16 protein-coding genes are annotated in these 15627 nt (G+C 55.8%); 11 read left to right on the forward strand and 5 right to left on the reverse strand.

What is annotated here, in order from left to right; all coding sequences use genetic code 11:
* Positions 1 to 149 precede the first annotated feature (149 nt).
* A complete protein-coding gene (locus Q0835_RS17630; protein ID WP_298963445.1) occupies positions 150 to 1097 on the forward strand; it encodes a glycosyltransferase in 948 nt (315 codons plus the stop codon).
* Positions 1087 to 2151, forward strand: coding sequence for a glycosyltransferase (locus Q0835_RS17635; protein ID WP_298963448.1), 1065 nt, complete (start codon positions 1087 to 1089; stop codon positions 2149 to 2151). Before Q0835_RS17630 ends, Q0835_RS17635 begins: the two co-directional genes overlap by 11 nt.
* A 20-nt stretch (positions 2152 to 2171) precedes the next feature.
* Here the strand turns inward: Q0835_RS17635 and Q0835_RS17640 are convergent, their stop codons facing one another.
* The 3 genes from Q0835_RS17640 to Q0835_RS17650 form a co-directional block, all read right to left on the reverse strand.
* Positions 2172 to 2876, reverse strand: a complete 705-nt coding sequence (locus tag Q0835_RS17640; protein WP_298963451.1) for an FkbM family methyltransferase — start codon at positions 2874 to 2876, stop codon at positions 2172 to 2174.
* A 260-nt stretch (positions 2877 to 3136) separates the two neighbouring features.
* On the reverse strand, positions 3137 to 4288 hold the full coding sequence (locus Q0835_RS17645; RefSeq protein ID WP_298963454.1) for a glycosyltransferase family 2 protein: 1152 nt from the start codon (positions 4286 to 4288) through the stop codon (positions 3137 to 3139).
* Positions 4275 to 5015 (reverse strand): sulfotransferase family 2 domain-containing protein, encoded by a 741-nt coding sequence (locus tag Q0835_RS17650; protein WP_298963457.1) that lies wholly within the window; start codon positions 5013 to 5015, stop codon positions 4275 to 4277. Before Q0835_RS17650 ends, Q0835_RS17645 begins: the two co-directional genes overlap by 14 nt.
* 230 nt (positions 5016 to 5245) lie before the next feature.
* Between Q0835_RS17650 and Q0835_RS17655 the strand changes: the two genes are divergently transcribed.
* The 8 genes from Q0835_RS17655 to Q0835_RS17690 all read left to right on the forward strand — a co-directional run bounded on the left by Q0835_RS17655 (position 5246) and on the right by Q0835_RS17690 (position 12050).
* On the forward strand, positions 5246 to 6115 hold the full coding sequence (locus Q0835_RS17655) for a glycosyltransferase family 2 protein (RefSeq protein ID WP_298963460.1): 870 nt from the start codon (positions 5246 to 5248) through the stop codon (positions 6113 to 6115).
* Between the two features lie 190 nt (positions 6116 to 6305).
* The gene (gene rfbF / locus Q0835_RS17660) at positions 6306 to 7070 is read left to right on the forward strand and encodes a glucose-1-phosphate cytidylyltransferase (RefSeq protein WP_298963462.1); all 765 of its coding nucleotides are present in this window, start codon (positions 6306 to 6308) and stop codon (positions 7068 to 7070) included.
* A 6-nt stretch (positions 7071 to 7076) separates the two neighbouring features.
* Positions 7077 to 8123 carry a CDP-glucose 4,6-dehydratase gene (gene rfbG, locus Q0835_RS17665; protein WP_298963465.1) on the forward strand — a complete coding sequence of 349 codons (1047 nt, stop codon included), beginning with the start codon at positions 7077 to 7079 and terminating at the stop codon, positions 8121 to 8123.
* A complete protein-coding gene (gene rfbC / locus Q0835_RS17670) occupies positions 8120 to 8665 on the forward strand; it encodes a dTDP-4-dehydrorhamnose 3,5-epimerase (RefSeq protein WP_298963467.1) in 546 nt (181 codons plus the stop codon). Before rfbG ends, rfbC begins: the two co-directional genes overlap by 4 nt.
* Positions 8662 to 9903, forward strand: coding sequence for a class I SAM-dependent methyltransferase (locus Q0835_RS17675; RefSeq protein WP_298963469.1), 1242 nt, complete (start codon positions 8662 to 8664; stop codon positions 9901 to 9903). Before rfbC ends, Q0835_RS17675 begins: the two co-directional genes overlap by 4 nt.
* Positions 9904 to 9937: 34 nt before the next feature.
* Positions 9938 to 10429, forward strand: a complete 492-nt coding sequence (locus Q0835_RS17680; RefSeq protein ID WP_298821598.1) for a DapH/DapD/GlmU-related protein — start codon at positions 9938 to 9940, stop codon at positions 10427 to 10429.
* Positions 10426 to 11244, forward strand: coding sequence for an NAD(P)-dependent oxidoreductase (locus tag Q0835_RS17685; RefSeq protein WP_298963471.1), 819 nt, complete (start codon positions 10426 to 10428; stop codon positions 11242 to 11244). The genes Q0835_RS17680 and Q0835_RS17685 overlap by 4 nt, the downstream gene beginning before the upstream one ends.
* A 14-nt stretch (positions 11245 to 11258) precedes the next feature.
* Complete coding sequence (locus Q0835_RS17690) at positions 11259 to 12050, forward strand: cephalosporin hydroxylase family protein (RefSeq protein ID WP_298963473.1); 792 nt, start codon at positions 11259 to 11261, stop codon at positions 12048 to 12050.
* A 19-nt stretch (positions 12051 to 12069) separates the two neighbouring features.
* Here Q0835_RS17690 and yegS read toward each other — a convergent pair whose 3' ends face one another.
* Positions 12070 to 12978, reverse strand: coding sequence for a lipid kinase YegS (yegS, locus tag Q0835_RS17695; protein WP_298821603.1), 909 nt, complete (start codon positions 12976 to 12978; stop codon positions 12070 to 12072).
* A 194-nt stretch (positions 12979 to 13172) separates the two neighbouring features.
* Entirely contained in the window at positions 13173 to 14096 is a 924-nt protein-coding gene (locus Q0835_RS17700; RefSeq protein ID WP_298963539.1) for a LysR substrate-binding domain-containing protein, read from the reverse strand.
* A gap of 157 nt (positions 14097 to 14253) precedes the next feature.
* On the opposite strand from Q0835_RS17700, the gene Q0835_RS17705 reads away from it, so the two are divergent.
* Entirely contained in the window at positions 14254 to 15471 is a 1218-nt protein-coding gene (locus Q0835_RS17705) for an acyl-CoA dehydrogenase (RefSeq protein ID WP_298963475.1), read from the forward strand.
* The last annotated feature ends 156 nt before the right edge of the window (positions 15472 to 15627 follow it).

Consider the following 15627-nt stretch of genomic DNA (forward strand, 5'->3'; position numbering starts at 1 on the left):
GGTGCTTTTAAAGGGTTAGACATGAAACCTAGCGCGGCTTGGAGCACATAGAAAGGGGCGAAGACCGGAAACCCTTTGACAGCGGTCATCAGTTACGCCAAACCCTGCCCGAACAATTTCGACCCTGATGGAATGATCGCGCTTTTCTCATGACCCAGAAACTGGTCATTGCCGTGTGCACCGCGCAGCGGCCCAAGATGCTGATGTCCTGCCTTGAAAGCCTTGAAAAGCTGGTCAGGCCGGCGGGGACCGAATTGTCGGTGGTTGTCGTTGAAAATGAAACCAAGCCGCATTTTACCGGCAACACGGCAGAAGAAGTGCGCGAAAAAATTAGCGTGCCTGTCCATTTTTCCGCCGAGAAACGGAAGGGCATCCCATTTGCGCGCAACAGCGCCCTGGAAGCTGCGCTTGAGCAAGAACCGGACTGGATCGCTCTCATCGATGACGACGAGCGCGCCGAACCGGACTGGATCGAGAAACTGCTTTCCGCTTGCACGGCGTTTGATGCTGAGGTCGCCAACGGACCGGTTCGCCGGATCTACGAAAAACCTGCGCCTCACTGGTGGAAATCCCAGCTGCTAAAACCGCGTCCAACCGGCACGGAAATAACAGAGGCTCCGACCAACAACATACTGATGAGCGCTCGCATTGTCGCCAAAAGCGGCCTTGGACTTCGCTTTGACGAACGCCTGACATTCGGCAGCGAGGACATCGACTTCTTTCGCCGCACGCACGCAGCCGGTGTCAAAATGATCTGGGTGGACGATGCCTTTGTAGAAGAGGATATTCCTGCCTCGCGTGTAACCACTGGGCGGCTTCTCAGCCGTATGCACATGGCTGCCACCTCCGGTGCATTCAACATTGTTTTGCGCGAAGGACGGCTGAAAGCTGCGCTGCATTTCATCCCCAAAAGCCTCAGACGCATGTTTCTCGGGTCGCTGGCGACACTCGTCGGCTTCACATTGAAGCCCTTTGCCAAAAAACGCGGCGAAAAACTTTACTATTATGGCCTGATCCGGTTGATGAAAGGGTCCGGCAATTTGCGTGGCCTGCTTGGCCGTGCCCACAATTACTATGATGTGATCGATGGCCACTGATGCGCCCCTGCACCTGAAGAAGCTTGCCCATATTCACCTGGGTGTTGACGGCGGCGCGGAGAGGTTCTTCGTGCGTCTCACTCGGGCATTTGCCAAACGGGGCGTCGAACAGATCGCCTTTATTCGCAAGGACCGGCCCTGGCGCGATGAACTTGCAGAGCACTGCGAGGTGCGCGAGATGACTTTCAGCCGATCACATATCAAGCGCCACGTCATTCGCTGGAACATCGCGCGTCAGGTCAAGAGCTTTGGCGCGCGCGTGACCATGGGCTGGATGAGCCCCGCCAGCAAATGGTTGCCGAAGCCCGGCCCCGACATGCGCACGTTCCTCCGCCTTGGCGACTGGCCGGACGGTTTTCACACCTATGGCAATGTGGAACAGCTCATTGGCAACACGCCCGAGATCATCCGGCAGGCAATCGAGATGGGCTGGCCCGAGGAACGGGCACATGTGATCAGCAACTTTGTCGATCCGCTGCCTGAAGACATGCGGTCCGTGAACCGTGCGGATTACAACACACCGGACAATGCAACCGTGCTGATCCATCTGGGCCGGTTCGTGCAACGCAAGCGGTTCGACCTTGCGATTAAGGCCGTCGCAAGACTGCCGGAGACTGTCCACGCCTGGCTGATCGGTGACGGCGAACTTCTGGACGACATGAAGGAACTTGCCAAAAAGCGCGGTGTCACAGACCGGGTCCATTTCCTTGGCTGGCAGCGCGACCCGGCTCCATTCTTGAAGGCCGCCGACATTCTCCTCTGTCCAACCGACGATGAGCCCCTCGGCAATGTCGTCCTGGAAGGTTGGAACGCCGGCCTCCCCGTCGTCGCCACCGCCTCGCCCGGCCCAAGCTGGCTGATTGAGCATGGCAAGACAGGACTGCTCAGTCCATGTGGGGATGTGGATGCGTTGGTTGGGGCCATAGAACGCATGCATTGCGACAAAGACCTGGCTCAAAACATGAAGGAAGCTGGCGCGGCTTGGCTTGAGCGCGAGTATTCAGAAACTGGCATAGTGGCCAAATATGATGATCTGCTGTATTCCGAAACCTAGCAATTTTTTTAGCCTGAAAATCAGTTCAATCTATCATAATAATAGCACTTCCGGAGAGCCTTTATCTCCGAAAAACCTTTGTCGGAAAGATACTTGCGCAACGCGTCGATCTTCTCGGGCCCGACGATATGGGGATGCATCTCGATGATGATTTTATTGACCCCATCCAGATTGCACTTCCTAAGAAGATCGATTTCAGCACCTTCGGCATCCATCACGATCGTTGAAGGTGCATATTCATCGATCACTGTGGAAATGGCATCTGCCTGAACGCGTGTGGCACCGCCATGTTGGCGGTCGATCAATGATGAGGACAAGACGCTTTCATCAAAAAAGAACTCAATCTCGCCGGCCTCAACAGCCAGTACTTTACAGCGTAAGTTCGGCTCCAGCCCATTCAGCGCATAGTTCTTTTCAATAACGCATTTCATCGCAGGGTTCGGTTCGTAAGACAAAATATTGTCGGCGCCGCAGATTTTTGCACAGGCGATTCCGATAAACCCGATCCCGGCACCAACTTCCAGCACGCGATCGGAAGGCTCCAACGCCATGCGAACCAGCTCCAATTCTTCGCTTTCATATCTTTTTTGAAAAAGCTGCTTCCGCACACCCTTGGGCACATCCTGCAAATCGGTCGTGAGTTGAATGCCTTTAAGACTGATAAGTTTGAGGTCCAGCTTCCGCCGGATTTTATAGGCCAGACTGGCCAACGTTTTTTCGAACATATTTTTCACAGTCAAGAACGTTCAGTACCACTTCGTGGAAGCGTTATTGTCACCGCTATAGCGAATGCGGAGCTAAAGAACATACACAATTCGCAAATTAACTTTGACGAGGCCAGCTGAAACTTGTCTATTCGCAGAAGTTTGCAAACTAAGTTTCAGATCAAATCCGTTGAATGCCCGACATGGCCGATGACTTTAGATCTTGGCGCAATTTCGGTCTAAAAATCAAACAACCCTGAATCAGACACACATCCGACAGACTATCTCAAACGAGAAATCCAATTCCTTAGAGCTGGAGTTTCGCGCATGAGACCGCAATCTATCAGTGTCTCCACCCCCTTGAACCTGCGACTAACGGATGAGCGCAGACCTTTGTCCATCAAGTTCTCGATTTGAAAATTGTAGTCCAAATAGTGACCGGCATTGTCGGTGTGCTGCTTGCGGTTGATCGCCTCGGCAACTTTGCTTTTGAAATCATCGAGATATTTGAAGTGTAGCAAGACGCCCCAGTCGGGCGCGGCGGAGACCTCACGGTCAATGCCGTGCACACCGCCTGAGAAACAGGTGCCGGTCTGCCATTTGAGCAGCGGGATCTTGCTTTGAACAGCTGCAGGGCTCGGCAAGGCGTTTTTTACGAGCTTGAACAGCAGATGATCCAGTTTGCGGCCAAACGCCGTATCGCTTGCTTTGGCCTGCAAGGAGAAGACGGAACCCAGTAGCCAGCGGTCGAGCGCGTTTCTGGGCCGCTTGGCCTGCTGATGGAAAAGACGCTCGCGAGCACCGCCGAATACATGTCGCGCAGGCGTCTTGTAACGCTTGCCGTGAGACCCTTTCAGCGGATTGTAGCGGTAACCATCGCCATCGAACCAAGGGCAGCAATCTAGGAACCGTTCACCTGGCTGGTACGATAAGTTGTTCAGTGGTCCATCCGGATACATGTCGACCATCGGTGTGAAAAGGGCCTGGTATCCACTCGTTTCAAGATAACGCGTCAGGTCGTTTATCGAGAGATCAGACCAGCCTGGATAGACTAGCAATTCATCGACATCGGGGAAAATCACCCAGCGTTCCTGAAGATAGCGGTCACAGAGAAGCTGCCGCCAAACGGACTTGTAATCCCTGTAGGGCTTGTGCGTCTCAATGACGCTGACATCCGCCTGGCCCTTGAGAAGCGCACCAGTGCCATCGTCAGAGGCGTTGTCGACCACAATGAAATGCCGCACACCTAAAGTGCGATAATGATCCAGAAAATGCGGAAATCGAAGGGCTTCGTTATAGGCTAGAACAACAGCCGTCACCCCATCAGGTGGTAAGACAAGTTGATCCGCGGCCAACGTGCCGAAAGCGTCCAGCAGCTGATGGCTGAGCGAAGCGAAAACGCCTGGCTCCTGAGTGGTATCAGGTCTCGGCATAAAGGATGCTCTTTGTTGCCGGGGTGTCGAAGTCAAATCCAAAGCGATCGATATCGGCTGCGTACCAATCGGCAACGATCTGAATGGTTTTCTCGGTATAGAGATCGCGATAGTCAGCCCGCGACTTTGTGCTGATGTTCCGTCGCTTGAGCTCGCTGGTGAAACCGAGATAGGTCTGCATCTCAGTGCTCAGGTGTTCTTGGCGTAAAATGTCAACCGCCAGACCGCCTTTTTCATCAAGAACATAGTCTTCCTGAGCATACCAGCCAGCGACGGCCCGGTGCCAGAAAAACTCGACGCCACCCCACTCGTGGCGTTCTTCGAGAAATGTCTCGAATTCGGCTAGGGTGGCCTCCGGTGATGTATCTTCGTAGGTTCGTGTCTGCAGAGCGAATTTGAACCTGGAAACGGTGCGTGACCATGGATTGCGAACGATTGCGAAGGCGCGCGTTGCCTGGCGCACGGACATATCAACATCACGTAACCTTGCATGTTCATAACCCGGATTGCCGCCGCGTTCGCTCATGAAGGCCTTCAGCTTGTCCGCATAGGCCCTGCATTTCAGACGGCGACGATTGGCGATCACCAACCTGTGCTGCAACTGCGGCGCTTCGCGAATTGCCATGCCGCCATTTTTGGGGATGTGAATGAAGAGATGCTTTTTTGGCGCCAGCCCCAATCGGGACGGAGCGAATTTCAAGAAATTCCTGATCTGGTACTCGTCCATTCTGTCCTTGCCCGAACGCGGCGGCAAATAACTTGCCGATCGCAATTACCTCGCCGCCTCTGTCGGCCGCAGCTGCCATATCCGAATCCGTGAGGACTGTCCAATTCTGCTGTCACCACCAGAACCGGCCGTGCGCGTTGACGTATAGGGCTCGCGGGTCTAAGTAACGCCCGCTTCAAGCGGCCTGGCAACTTCACCCCCGGCCGTAATCAGCAGAACGGACGGCAAAGGTGACAAAACCCAGGGTCTTGGTCCTGTTCCCGATCTATAATGGCGAACGGACCATGCGCGACAGCCTCGATTGCATCGCCCATCAAGATTTTCAGGACTTTCGGGCCGTAATCGTCGACAATAGATCGACAGATGGCACCGCTGAGATTGCGCGTGCCTATTGCGAACAAGACCCACGTTTTGAAATTCTGACCCAGGAGACCCACCTGTCGGCCGTGGAGAATTTCGTTTTCTGCATGGAATATGGGCAAAACCATTCCGACTATTTCTGTCTGCGCGCCTGTGACGACCTGTCGAGCCCGAACTATTTGTCGCTGTTGGTCAATGCGTTGGAGCGAAACCCCGACAAATTGTTGGCGGCCCCGACGGTCCGCAGAGTAAGTGAAGGCGGAGAACGTGTCTTGCACCCGGACCCGATCATTTTCGGCTACCCACAGTCGCTTGCAGCAGGCACAGTGCCATACGCACTCGCCTATCCGTCTGAGTGGTGTTACGGCTTGGTGCGAGCCGATGGTGGCGCAGAAATCCTGATCCGGCGCTGGAGCGGGTACCCGCACGCTTGGTGTGTGGCGTCCTTTGTAGTTGCCGAATTCGTCATGCGCGACCTGGCGATCTGGGTAAAAGATGCCGAGTTTGTTTTCATGGAGGGGTCAGGATCCTTCGAAAAATACGGGGCAAAGACGTTTTTCGACAAGTTCCGGCAGCGTCTTAGCTATACGCTCGGTTGCTACAAGGTGACCCGCAAACTGCCTCCGGTATCCCTCGCAACCCGGATCAAGTTGTTCCGAAGACTATGGCGCGTATCCCGTATCAAGACCCGCTATGACCTAGAAGACCACATGCTGAAAGCACTCAGGTTCAGAAAGTAGGTTGAAAGCAGTTTGCAGCCAGGGTGGCCTTTGCTAGATAGACGTCGAAACAACAAGACTTGGCGGCTTAACCGTGTCCGGTTACACGGCGCGCCAGCCGCAGCAAACGCTTGGCTTATTCGTGCCTGTGCAGCCTGGTCGCCGACCGGCAGTTCGGCTCCGGTCCGGTCAGGCCATTCAGGTGTGTGATATGAAAGCAGTCATTCTGGCAGGAGGTCTCGGGACTCGGATCAGCGAAGAATCCCATCTGAAACCCAAGCCTATGATCGAGATTGGTGGCCGGCCGATCCTCTGGCACATCATGAAGATTTATGCAGCTAACGGTATCACTGAATTTATCATCTGCTGCGGATACAAAGGTTATGTGATCAAGGAATATTTCGCCAATTACTTCCTGCACATGTCCGACGTGACCTTCCACATGGACGAGAACCGTATGGAAGTTCATCGCCAGCAGGCTGAGCCTTGGAAGGTGACTTTGGTGGATACCGGCGAAAGCACCATGACCGGCGGCCGTATCAAACGCGTGTCGGATTACATCGACGATACCTTCTGCCTGACCTATGGCGACGGCGTCGCCGATGTCCGCATCGATCAGCTCGTCGCGCAGCACAAGGCGAGCGGGCTGGATGCCACGGTGACCGCCATTCAGCCACCGGGCCGTTTCGGCGCTCTAGACATCCAAGACAACCGGGTGACAAGTTTCCTAGAGAAGCCTCAAGGCGACGGCCAGTGGATCAATGGCGGTTTTTTCGTTTGCGAACCGAAGGTGATCAACCGGATTGCGAGTGATGATATGCCTTGGGAGACTGAACCGTTGCAGGGCTTGGCCAGGGATGGCCAGCTTGGCGTTTACCGGCATGACGGATTTTGGGCGGCGATGGACACGCTCCGGGAAAAGAACCAGCTGGAACAACTCTGGCAAACCGGCAATGCACCCTGGAAAATCTGGTAGGCGGTAATGGGTTTCTGGCAAGACAAAAAGGTTTTGATCACGGGACATAGCGGTTTCAAGGGGGCTTGGCTCAGTGAAATGCTGCTCGCTCGCGGCGCTCAGATCTTCGGAGTTGCCCTACCTCCGGAGGGTGACGATAGCCTTTTTCAGCAACTCAGGCTGCCCGAGCGCATGCAGGGTGCCTTTGTCGACATCCGCCACGCCGCGGCCTTAACAGCCGAAATCCAATCCTTTGACCCCGAAATCGTGCTTCATCTGGCAGCACAGGCTCTTGTGCGGCGGTCCTACCAGGATCCGGTCGGTAATTGGTCAACCAATGTCATGGGCACCGTGCATCTTCTTGACGCTTTGCGTCAGATGGACAAGCCCGTTACTGCAGTCATCGTGACCACAGACAAGGTCTATGAAAACAACGAACGAGACTACGCTTATCGTGAGAACGATCCGCTTGGTGGTTATGACCCTTATTCAGCGTCGAAAGCTGCCTGCGAGCTCCTCTCGACCAGCTGGCGCCGTTCCTTTGGTGGCGATAAGTTGAAGATTGCAACGGCACGCGCCGGCAATGTCATTGGCGGTGGCGACTGGTCAGAAGACCGGCTGGTGCCAGACATCATCCGTGCGCTTGAAAACGGCAAGTCCATCGAAATCCGCAATCCTGCCTCAATCCGCCCCTGGCAACATGTTCTTGATCCTTTGGAGGGCTATCTGACGCTTGCCGAAAAGGTTGATCAGGCGACTGACGGGGCCTTTCAGACAGGCTATAATTTCGGTCCGGAACCAACTGACATTCACACCGTGAGCACCCTGGCTGATGCTATGATCTGCCATTGGCCCGGACGCTGGATCGATGCATCCGATCCCGATGCGGTGCATGAAGCAGGGCGGCTCAACCTTTCAATCGACAAGGCACGCAACGAGCTTGGCTGGAAACCCGTGTGGCGGTTCGAAGACGCCATCGACAAGACGGTGCACTGGTATCATCAGGTGGCATTCGGCGCCGACCCGCTTGAATTGACCCAGGCCCAGATTGCTGCCTTTGAGGCCGCCAGATGATTTTCACGCCCCTTGCGCTCGATGGCGCTTATCGCATTGACCTGGAGCGCCGTGGCGACCAACGCGGCTCATTCGCGCGAATGTTCTGCCAGGAAGAGTTTCAGCAGTACGGGCTGACAAGCACCTGGTCCCAGTGCAACATCTCCCACAGCGTATTGTCGGGCACGCTGCGCGGCATGCATTTTCAACGGCCTCCGAAGGCCGATGCCAAACTGGTCAAATGCATGGCCGGGTCCGTCTTCGACGTCATTGTCGATTTGCGACAAGGCTCTGAAACTTTTGGCCAATGGGCCTCGGTCATGCTGACAGCGGATGGCGGCGAAATGATCTATATTCCGAAAGGGTTCGCCCACGGCTTCCAGTCGCTGGCGGACGACGCACAGTTGCTGTATTTCCACTCCGACAGCTATAGCCCGAGCGACGAAGGCGGTCTTCACCATGCCGATGCAGAAATCGGCATCGCATGGCCGTTGGAGATCACTTGCCTCTCCGACCGCGACAAAACGCTGCCGACCCTTGCCAAGGTAGTGCCGATTTCATGACCCAGACTTGCCGCCATTGTGGAGCCGAACTGACCCGGCAATTCCTCGATCTTGGCTATGCCCCGCCATCAAATGCCTATCTCGAGGCGAGCGACCTGACGGCACCAGAGATCACCTACCCGCTTCGCCTGATGGTCTGCGACAGTTGTTTCCTGGTGCAAACGCAGGACTACACGGCAGCCGACAGCCTGTTCGATAAGGATTATGCTTATTTCTCTTCGACTTCGCGGGGTTGGCTTGCCCACGCTGCCGCCTATGTGAAGATGATCCGGCAGCGGCTAGACCTTTCAAAAGACAGTTTTGTCGTCGAGGTGGCCTCGAACGATGGCTATCTGCTGAAGAATTTCCTAAAGGCTGGCGTTCCGTGTCTGGGCATCGAGCCAACGATGTCTACGGCGGAAGCAGCTGAAGCCCTCGGCATTCCGGTGGAACACCGATTTTTTGGCGAAGCCCTTGCAGAGGAGCTTGCAGCGGCAGGCAAAAGAGCTGATCTGATCATCGGCAACAATGTCTATGCACATGTGCCCGATATCAACGATTTTAGCCGGGGCCTAGCCCGCCTTTTGAAGCCGAAAGGCGTCGTTACCCTGGAATTTCCCCATCTGATGCGGCTGGTCGAATTCAGCCAGTTTGATACTGTCTATCATGAACATTTTTCCTACCTTTCGCTGGGAACCGTTGCACGTATCTTCGAAGCGGCGGGCCTCAAGCTGTTTGACGTGGAAGAGCTGACCACCCACGGCGGCAGCCTTCGGGTTTATGGCTGCCGGGCAGACAGCGACCGGACCGTCACAGCCTCCGTGGAAAACCTTCTGGACGAGGAAAAGCGGCGAGGCATGGACGCTCCGGGTTATTACGCCGACTTCCAGAGCCGCGCGGAAGAGGTTAAGGACCGGGCACTGTCATTCCTGCTCAAGGCCAAGCGTGAGGGCAAGAGCGTGGCCGGATATGGCGCGGCAGCCAAAGGCAACACCTTATTGAATTTTGCCGGCGTTCGACCGGACATTCTGCCGTTTGTGTGCGACGCCGCCCCGGCCAAACAGGGGAAGTTTCTACCAGGCAGTCATATTCCGGTGCTGTCTCCCGACGTGTTGGCGGAGAGAAGGCCGGATTATCTAATCATTCTGCCCTGGAACATTGCCGACGAAGTCCGAAGACAGAATGCTTCGCTCGCGGAGCTAGGCACTCAGTTCGTGACCTTTGTTCCCGAAACCCGTATTGCTGGCAATACACTTTGAAGTTGTATTTTGCACCCAAACGACCTTGAGCCCGATGCCCCTTCAGATCGATCCAACCGCACGTATTTCCAAGCTGGCCGATATCGAGGACAGCGTGCGCGGCACCGTCATACGCATCGGCGCACGTACGGTTGTCGACAGTTTCGTCAAAATCAAACCGGCCGGCGGCTCCGGGGATGTCGACATCGGTGAAAACGTGACGCTCAATTCCGGTTGCGTGATCTATACCGGCCACGGCCTGACAATCGGCAACAATGTGGCCATCGCTGCCAATTGCACCTTTGCGCCCGTCAATCACGCCTTTGAAGACCGTGACAAACTGATTGTGGACCAAGGCTTCCAACCCAGCCGGGGCGGCATCACCATCGGCGACGATGTCTGGATCGGAGCCAATTGCGTTTTTTTGGACGGAGCAGTTGTCAACACTGGCTGCGTCATCGCCGCAGGGACAGTAGTGAAAGGCATTGTTCCGGCCTATTTGGTGATTGCCGGCAATCCCTGGCGCCAAGTCGGAGAGCGATCGTGAAGGCAACCGTCCTCGGTTCGAGCGGATTTATCGGCAGCAACTTGACGACCTACTTAAGAGGATTCGGCTATGAGGTCGCCACGCCAGGCCGATCCGAGTTGGCCGAACTCAAAGGATCGCTCGGGCGGGTCTTCTATTGCATTGGCATGACCGGAAATTTTCGCTTGCAGCCGCTGGCTACGGTCGACGCGCATGCAGGCGTCTTGGCAAGAGTGTTGGAAACCTGTGAATTCGAGTCACTCGTGTTTTTTTCAAGCACCCGGATCTATGCAGAAGCCGAAGGCCCGGAAGACACCCAAGAGGAGGCATTGATCAAGGTTGGCCCCTCCGCTAACACGACCTATGATCTGTCCAAGATGTTGGGCGAAGCCCTATGCCTTTCGCTTGACCGGCCCTCTGTCAAAGTGATCCGGCTATCCAACGTTTACGGCCCGGACCAAAGCAAGGCGACGTTTTTGGGATCTTTGCTCGAGGACCTTGCTCAAACCGGCAAGGCCTCTATTCTGGAAAGTCCAGATTCGTCCAAGGATTATGTCGCCATCTCCGATGTCACAAGCCTGGCCGAAATGATCGCGCGCAGAGGTTTTCACCGGACCTACAATGTTGCCAGCGGTCAACCGGTCTGCCACATCGAAATCGCTAAAACTGTCATCGCGGAAGGCCTAACCTGCACGTTTTTGCCAGGCGGAAGGCGCAGAGTTTTTCCCACGATCAACATTACCAGACTAAAAGAAGAATTTGACTTTACCCCGCGTTCCCTGCTTGACGATCTGCCGCAGCTGCTACGCGCGGCCGGCGACAGCAGCGCGGCCTAATCAGGAGCAATTGTGTGACCAACACCAACGACCCGATCCGGCAATTCGAGATTGAACGCGAGACCCGCATCGCAACCTATTCCGGCCAGGAAGCCTGGCAGGCCCAGTCCCGGGATTGGATGAAGACCGCATTCGAGCAGCAATACATGTATAATTTCGCCTGGGGCGGCCGGCCGATCATCCAGCTGCCGACCGACATGGCTGTGTTCCAGGAGATTGTCTGGGCAACAAAACCGGACCTGATTATCGAGACCGGCATCGCCCATGGCGGTTCGCTGATCATGAGCGCATCGCTTCTGGCCATGCTCGACTACTGCGATGCAGTCAAAAGCGGTGGCGTAGTGGATCCGAAGACGGCCCGTCGTCGCGTACTCGGCATCGACATCGACATCCGCGCCCATAACCGCGACGCCCTGACCGCTCATCCGATGTCGGCCAAGATCGATATGTTTGAAGGCTCCTCAATCTCGGAAGAGATGATCAATCGGGTGCATAATTATGCCCGGGACTACGACCGTATTCTGGTCTGTCTCGACAGCAATCACACCCACGATCATGTCTTGGCAGAACTGAATGCTTATGCTTCGCTCGCGTCCAAGGACAGTTATTGCCTTGTCTTTGACACGGTGATCGAGGATCTGCCGGAGGACACGTTCCCGGACAGACCCTGGGCGCCCGGCAACAATGCCAAGACTGCCGTGCACGAATTCCTGCACTCCCATCCGGAATTCGCGATCGACCAGGAAATCAACAACAAGCTCCTGATTTCTGCAGCGCCGGATGGCTGGCTAAAGCGTGTGGGTTAACACGCGAGACTTCTGAACCTCAACGCCGCATTTCGATGCAGTGATGCCTTATCGCAATCTGCCAGGATTGCCCATTTCTGGGTTCGCCGTCGAGGTTGAATTGGACAGACTTTTCGGTTTCGATCTTAACATGGCGAACTCGTCGCATGATCAGGCCGTGTGTCAGATCATCAGCGCCCCGGTCGAGGAGGGTTTGGAGAAGGTCTATAGCCTTTCCTGACTTTGGGAAGGGCAGGATTGTCAGATCGAGGAAACCGTCGTCCAGTTTGGCACGAGGGCAGAGGCGAATGCCGCCGCCGGCGCGCCGGCCGTTGCCAATGGCAAGGGCTAGAAAAGCGCCTTCCCACTCAAATCCCTCTGCCTCGATCCGTGCCTGGCAGGCTGCAAGTTCGGAAAAGCGGTTGAGACCGGTAAATAGATAGGCGGCCCCACCCAGCACGCGCTTCAGGTTGGGATCGGTCTGCGCCGTGACCTGCGTGCCGAACCCCCCAGTTGCCATATTGACGAAGGAACAACCGTTGACCTCACCTATATCCATCGGCTTGGCACTTGCCCTGGCGGCAAATCGGAGACAGGAGGTGATATCTGAAGGGTCCAGGCGAATGTGCCGCGCGAAATCATTGGCGGTGCCAAGCGGCAGCACGGCAAAAGCGAAGGGGGGTCTTTCACCTTCCGGCAAGCTGTGCAGAACGGCATCGACGACCTCGTGAAGCGTTCCATCACCACCGCCACTGACGAGTGTGTCGATCTTTTGATCCTGATAATCCCTGAGGGCCTCCCGAGCCAGCCGGGTGATATCTCCGGCTTCGAAAGTGACCCGAACCGATACTTCATGACCCATGGTGCGCACCGCCTCAACGGCAGCCCTTACGTCGCTCCGGCCAGCAGATTTGCCGTTTAGGATCAGCCGCAGATGCTGTTTGTCCAAAGTTCTGTCCCTTCCGCTCAGGTGTTCGCGGTGATGTCTTCAGATCCGGTCCAGATAACTGATTGCATCGCGCATGTGGAGATGTTTCGAGCCAGATCAAGCGGCGGTCCAGTTTCAAAGTGTATCACTCAGGCCATTGGAGCGTTGCGGCAATTCGTGCTCAGAACGATCGCAAGCATGGAGGCGTTTGAAGATCACCCCGGGAGCATGCTTTCGCGCGCCGTGCGCGCGGCGCGGGCTTCTTCCATCAGCCATTGACGGAATGCGGAAACGACCGGGTGCAATGTGCGTCCTTCCGGATAGACAAAATAGTAAGCGCTTTGTTGCTTTACGGAGAGGTCAAACAGGCGCACCAGACGGCCGGAGGAGAGTTCCGCCTCTACGAAAAAGCGTGGAATGAGCGCAGCACCCGCATGATGGATGGCGGCTTCCGAGATCATGACAAACTGTTCAAAACGCGCGCCTTGGAATGCAGCATCGGTTTCCACACCAGCAAGATCGAACCATTGCCTCCAGGCAAACGGCCTTGTTGCCAGTTGCAGCCGCGGCACACGGACAAGGTCCTGGGGCGAACGTATCTCGTGCCTGTCTCTAAATGCCCGGGATGCGACCGGAATAACCTCTTCGTCGAACAAGTGTTCGGCAATCGCGCCGGCCCAGACCGGATCTCCATGATGAATTGCACCATCGAACGGCTCTTCGCCAAAATCGAATGGCTGCAGGCGCACACTCAAGTTCAGCCCGGCATCCGGATACCGGCGCGCAAACCCTGCGAGACGGGGTGCTAGCCAGCGTGTGCCGAATGTCGGCAGAACGGCAAGGTTCAGAACGTCTGCGCTACCGGCATAGGACATAACCTGGCGCGTGGCCGCAGTCATTTGCTCAAGGGCACCACGAATGTCGTGCAGGTAGAGCCGGCCAGCATCCGTCAGCACTATGCGCTGCCGCACACGGCGAAACAGCTCCACGCCCAGTCTGTCTTCCAGTTGGCGCACCTGTTTTGAGATCGCGCCTTGTGTCAGGTGCAGCTCTTCTGCGGCACGTGTGAAACTCAAATGCCGGGCTGCGCATTCAAAGGCGATCAGCGTATCGGCGGGTGGGACGAATGCACGGCGCATGGCGATTGCTTTCAGTTCATTCCATTTTGTCATGAATGATGGAGCAGGTTTCGCTTTTCTGCAAACGTAACTGCACTAAAACCAGAGGAAACAGAATGAACACTGTCACGAGACGCCGAATTCGGCAGCCTCGACAGCCCCGCGGGAGAATACAGTCATGAATGCACCGGCTCAAATCAAATCCTCGCCAGCAGGTGGCGGCACCTTCGATTGGCAAGATCCGTTCCAGCTGAGAAGCCAGCTGAACGAAGATGAACAGCTGATTCAGGATACGGCGCGTGCCTTTGCGCAAGACAAGCTTCAGCCGCGCATCATCGAAGCCTACCGGGAGGAAAAGACTGACCGGGAAATCTTCAATGAAATGGGCGAGCTTGGCCTGCTCGGTGTAACGTTGCCCGAAGACTACGGCTGCGCAGGGGCATCTTATGTTTCCTATGGTGTTGTCGCGCGGGAAATTGAACGTGTCGACAGTGGCTATCGGTCCATGATGAGTGTTCAATCATCGTTGGTCATGTATCCAATTTACGCTTATGGCTCGGAAGAACAGCGGCAGAAATATCTGCCAAAGCTTGCCACCGGTGAGTATGTCGGCTGTTTCGGCCTTACAGAACCCGACGCCGGTTCTGACCCCGCGGGTATGCGTACGCGCGCGGAGAAGACCGATGGCGGCTACCGGTTGACGGGCACCAAGATGTGGATCTCAAACGCTCCAATTGCCGATGTCTTTGTCGTCTGGGCAAAATCTGAAGTGCATGACGGAGCCATCCGCGGGTTTGTACTCGACAAGGGCACGAAAGGCCTTAGCGCTCCGAAAGTTGGAGGCAAGCTCTCCCTGCGCGCTTCGATCACCGGGGAAATCGTCATGGATGGCGTAGAGGTTGGTGAAGACGCTCTATTGCCCAATGTATCCGGACTGAAAGGGCCGTTTGGTTGCCTGAACCGGGCTCGCTACGGCATTGCCTGGGGCTCAATGGGCGCTGCTGAAGACTGTTGGACCCGTGCCCTGCAATATGGCCTCGACAGGGAACAATTTGGCAGACCGCTGGCCCAGACACAGCTGTTTCAGAAAAAACTGGCGGACATGCAGACCGAGATCACGCTCGGCCTTCAGGCAGCGCTCCGCGTTGGCCGGCTGTTCGACGCCGGCAATGTTGCTCCGGAAATGATCTCGCTCATCAAGCGCAACAATTGCGGCAAAGCGCTGGATATTGCCCGTCAGGCTCGCGACATGCACGGCGGCAACGGTATCCAGGAAGAATATCATGTCATGCGCCATGCACAGAACCTGGAAACGGTGAACACGTATGAAGGAACGCATGACATTCATGCGTTGATCCTCGGTCGGGCACAGACCGGCCTGCAGGCTTTCTTCTAACGGCATCGAACATCTGAACTTTGCCATCGGCGTCTTGCCGGACGCTCCGATATGCAGATTGCTTCGAGGAATGCTTTATTCCCGTTCACTCAAGGATGCGAGCTGAAGCATGCAGCGATTGGGCACCGGAATGGCGCTGATCAGTGCAACGGCGAT

Origin of the sequence: uncultured Roseibium sp., from assembly GCF_947499295.1 — a bacterium.
Taxonomy (GTDB): Bacteria; Pseudomonadota; Alphaproteobacteria; order Rhizobiales; family Stappiaceae; genus Roseibium.

Bases quoted from the DNA above. Each gene is read 5' to 3' on its own strand.
- Q0835_RS17630 (WP_298963445.1), top strand. From the start codon at position 150: ATGACCCAGAAACTGGTCATTGCCGTGTGCACCGCGCAGCGGCCCAAG.
- Q0835_RS17635 (WP_298963448.1), top strand. From the start codon at position 1,087: ATGGCCACTGATGCGCCCCTGCACCTGAAGAAGCTTGCCCATATTCAC.
- Q0835_RS17640 (WP_298963451.1), bottom strand. From the start codon at position 2,876: ATGTTCGAAAAAACGTTGGCCAGTCTGGCCTATAAAATCCGGCGGAAG.
- Q0835_RS17645 (WP_298963454.1), bottom strand. From the start codon at position 4,288: ATGCCGAGACCTGATACCACTCAGGAGCCAGGCGTTTTCGCTTCGCTC.
- Q0835_RS17650 (WP_298963457.1), bottom strand. From the start codon at position 5,015: ATGGACGAGTACCAGATCAGGAATTTCTTGAAATTCGCTCCGTCCCGA.
- rfbF (WP_298963462.1), top strand. From the start codon at position 6,306: ATGAAAGCAGTCATTCTGGCAGGAGGTCTCGGGACTCGGATCAGCGAA.
- rfbG (WP_298963465.1), top strand. From the start codon at position 7,077: ATGGGTTTCTGGCAAGACAAAAAGGTTTTGATCACGGGACATAGCGGT.
- rfbC (WP_298963467.1), top strand. From the start codon at position 8,120: ATGATTTTCACGCCCCTTGCGCTCGATGGCGCTTATCGCATTGACCTG.
- Q0835_RS17675 (WP_298963469.1), top strand. From the start codon at position 8,662: ATGACCCAGACTTGCCGCCATTGTGGAGCCGAACTGACCCGGCAATTC.
- Q0835_RS17680 (WP_298821598.1), top strand. From the start codon at position 9,938: ATGCCCCTTCAGATCGATCCAACCGCACGTATTTCCAAGCTGGCCGAT.
- Q0835_RS17700 (WP_298963539.1), bottom strand. From the start codon at position 14,096: ATGCGCCGTGCATTCGTCCCACCCGCCGATACGCTGATCGCCTTTGAA.
- Q0835_RS17705 (WP_298963475.1), top strand. From the start codon at position 14,254: ATGAATGCACCGGCTCAAATCAAATCCTCGCCAGCAGGTGGCGGCACC.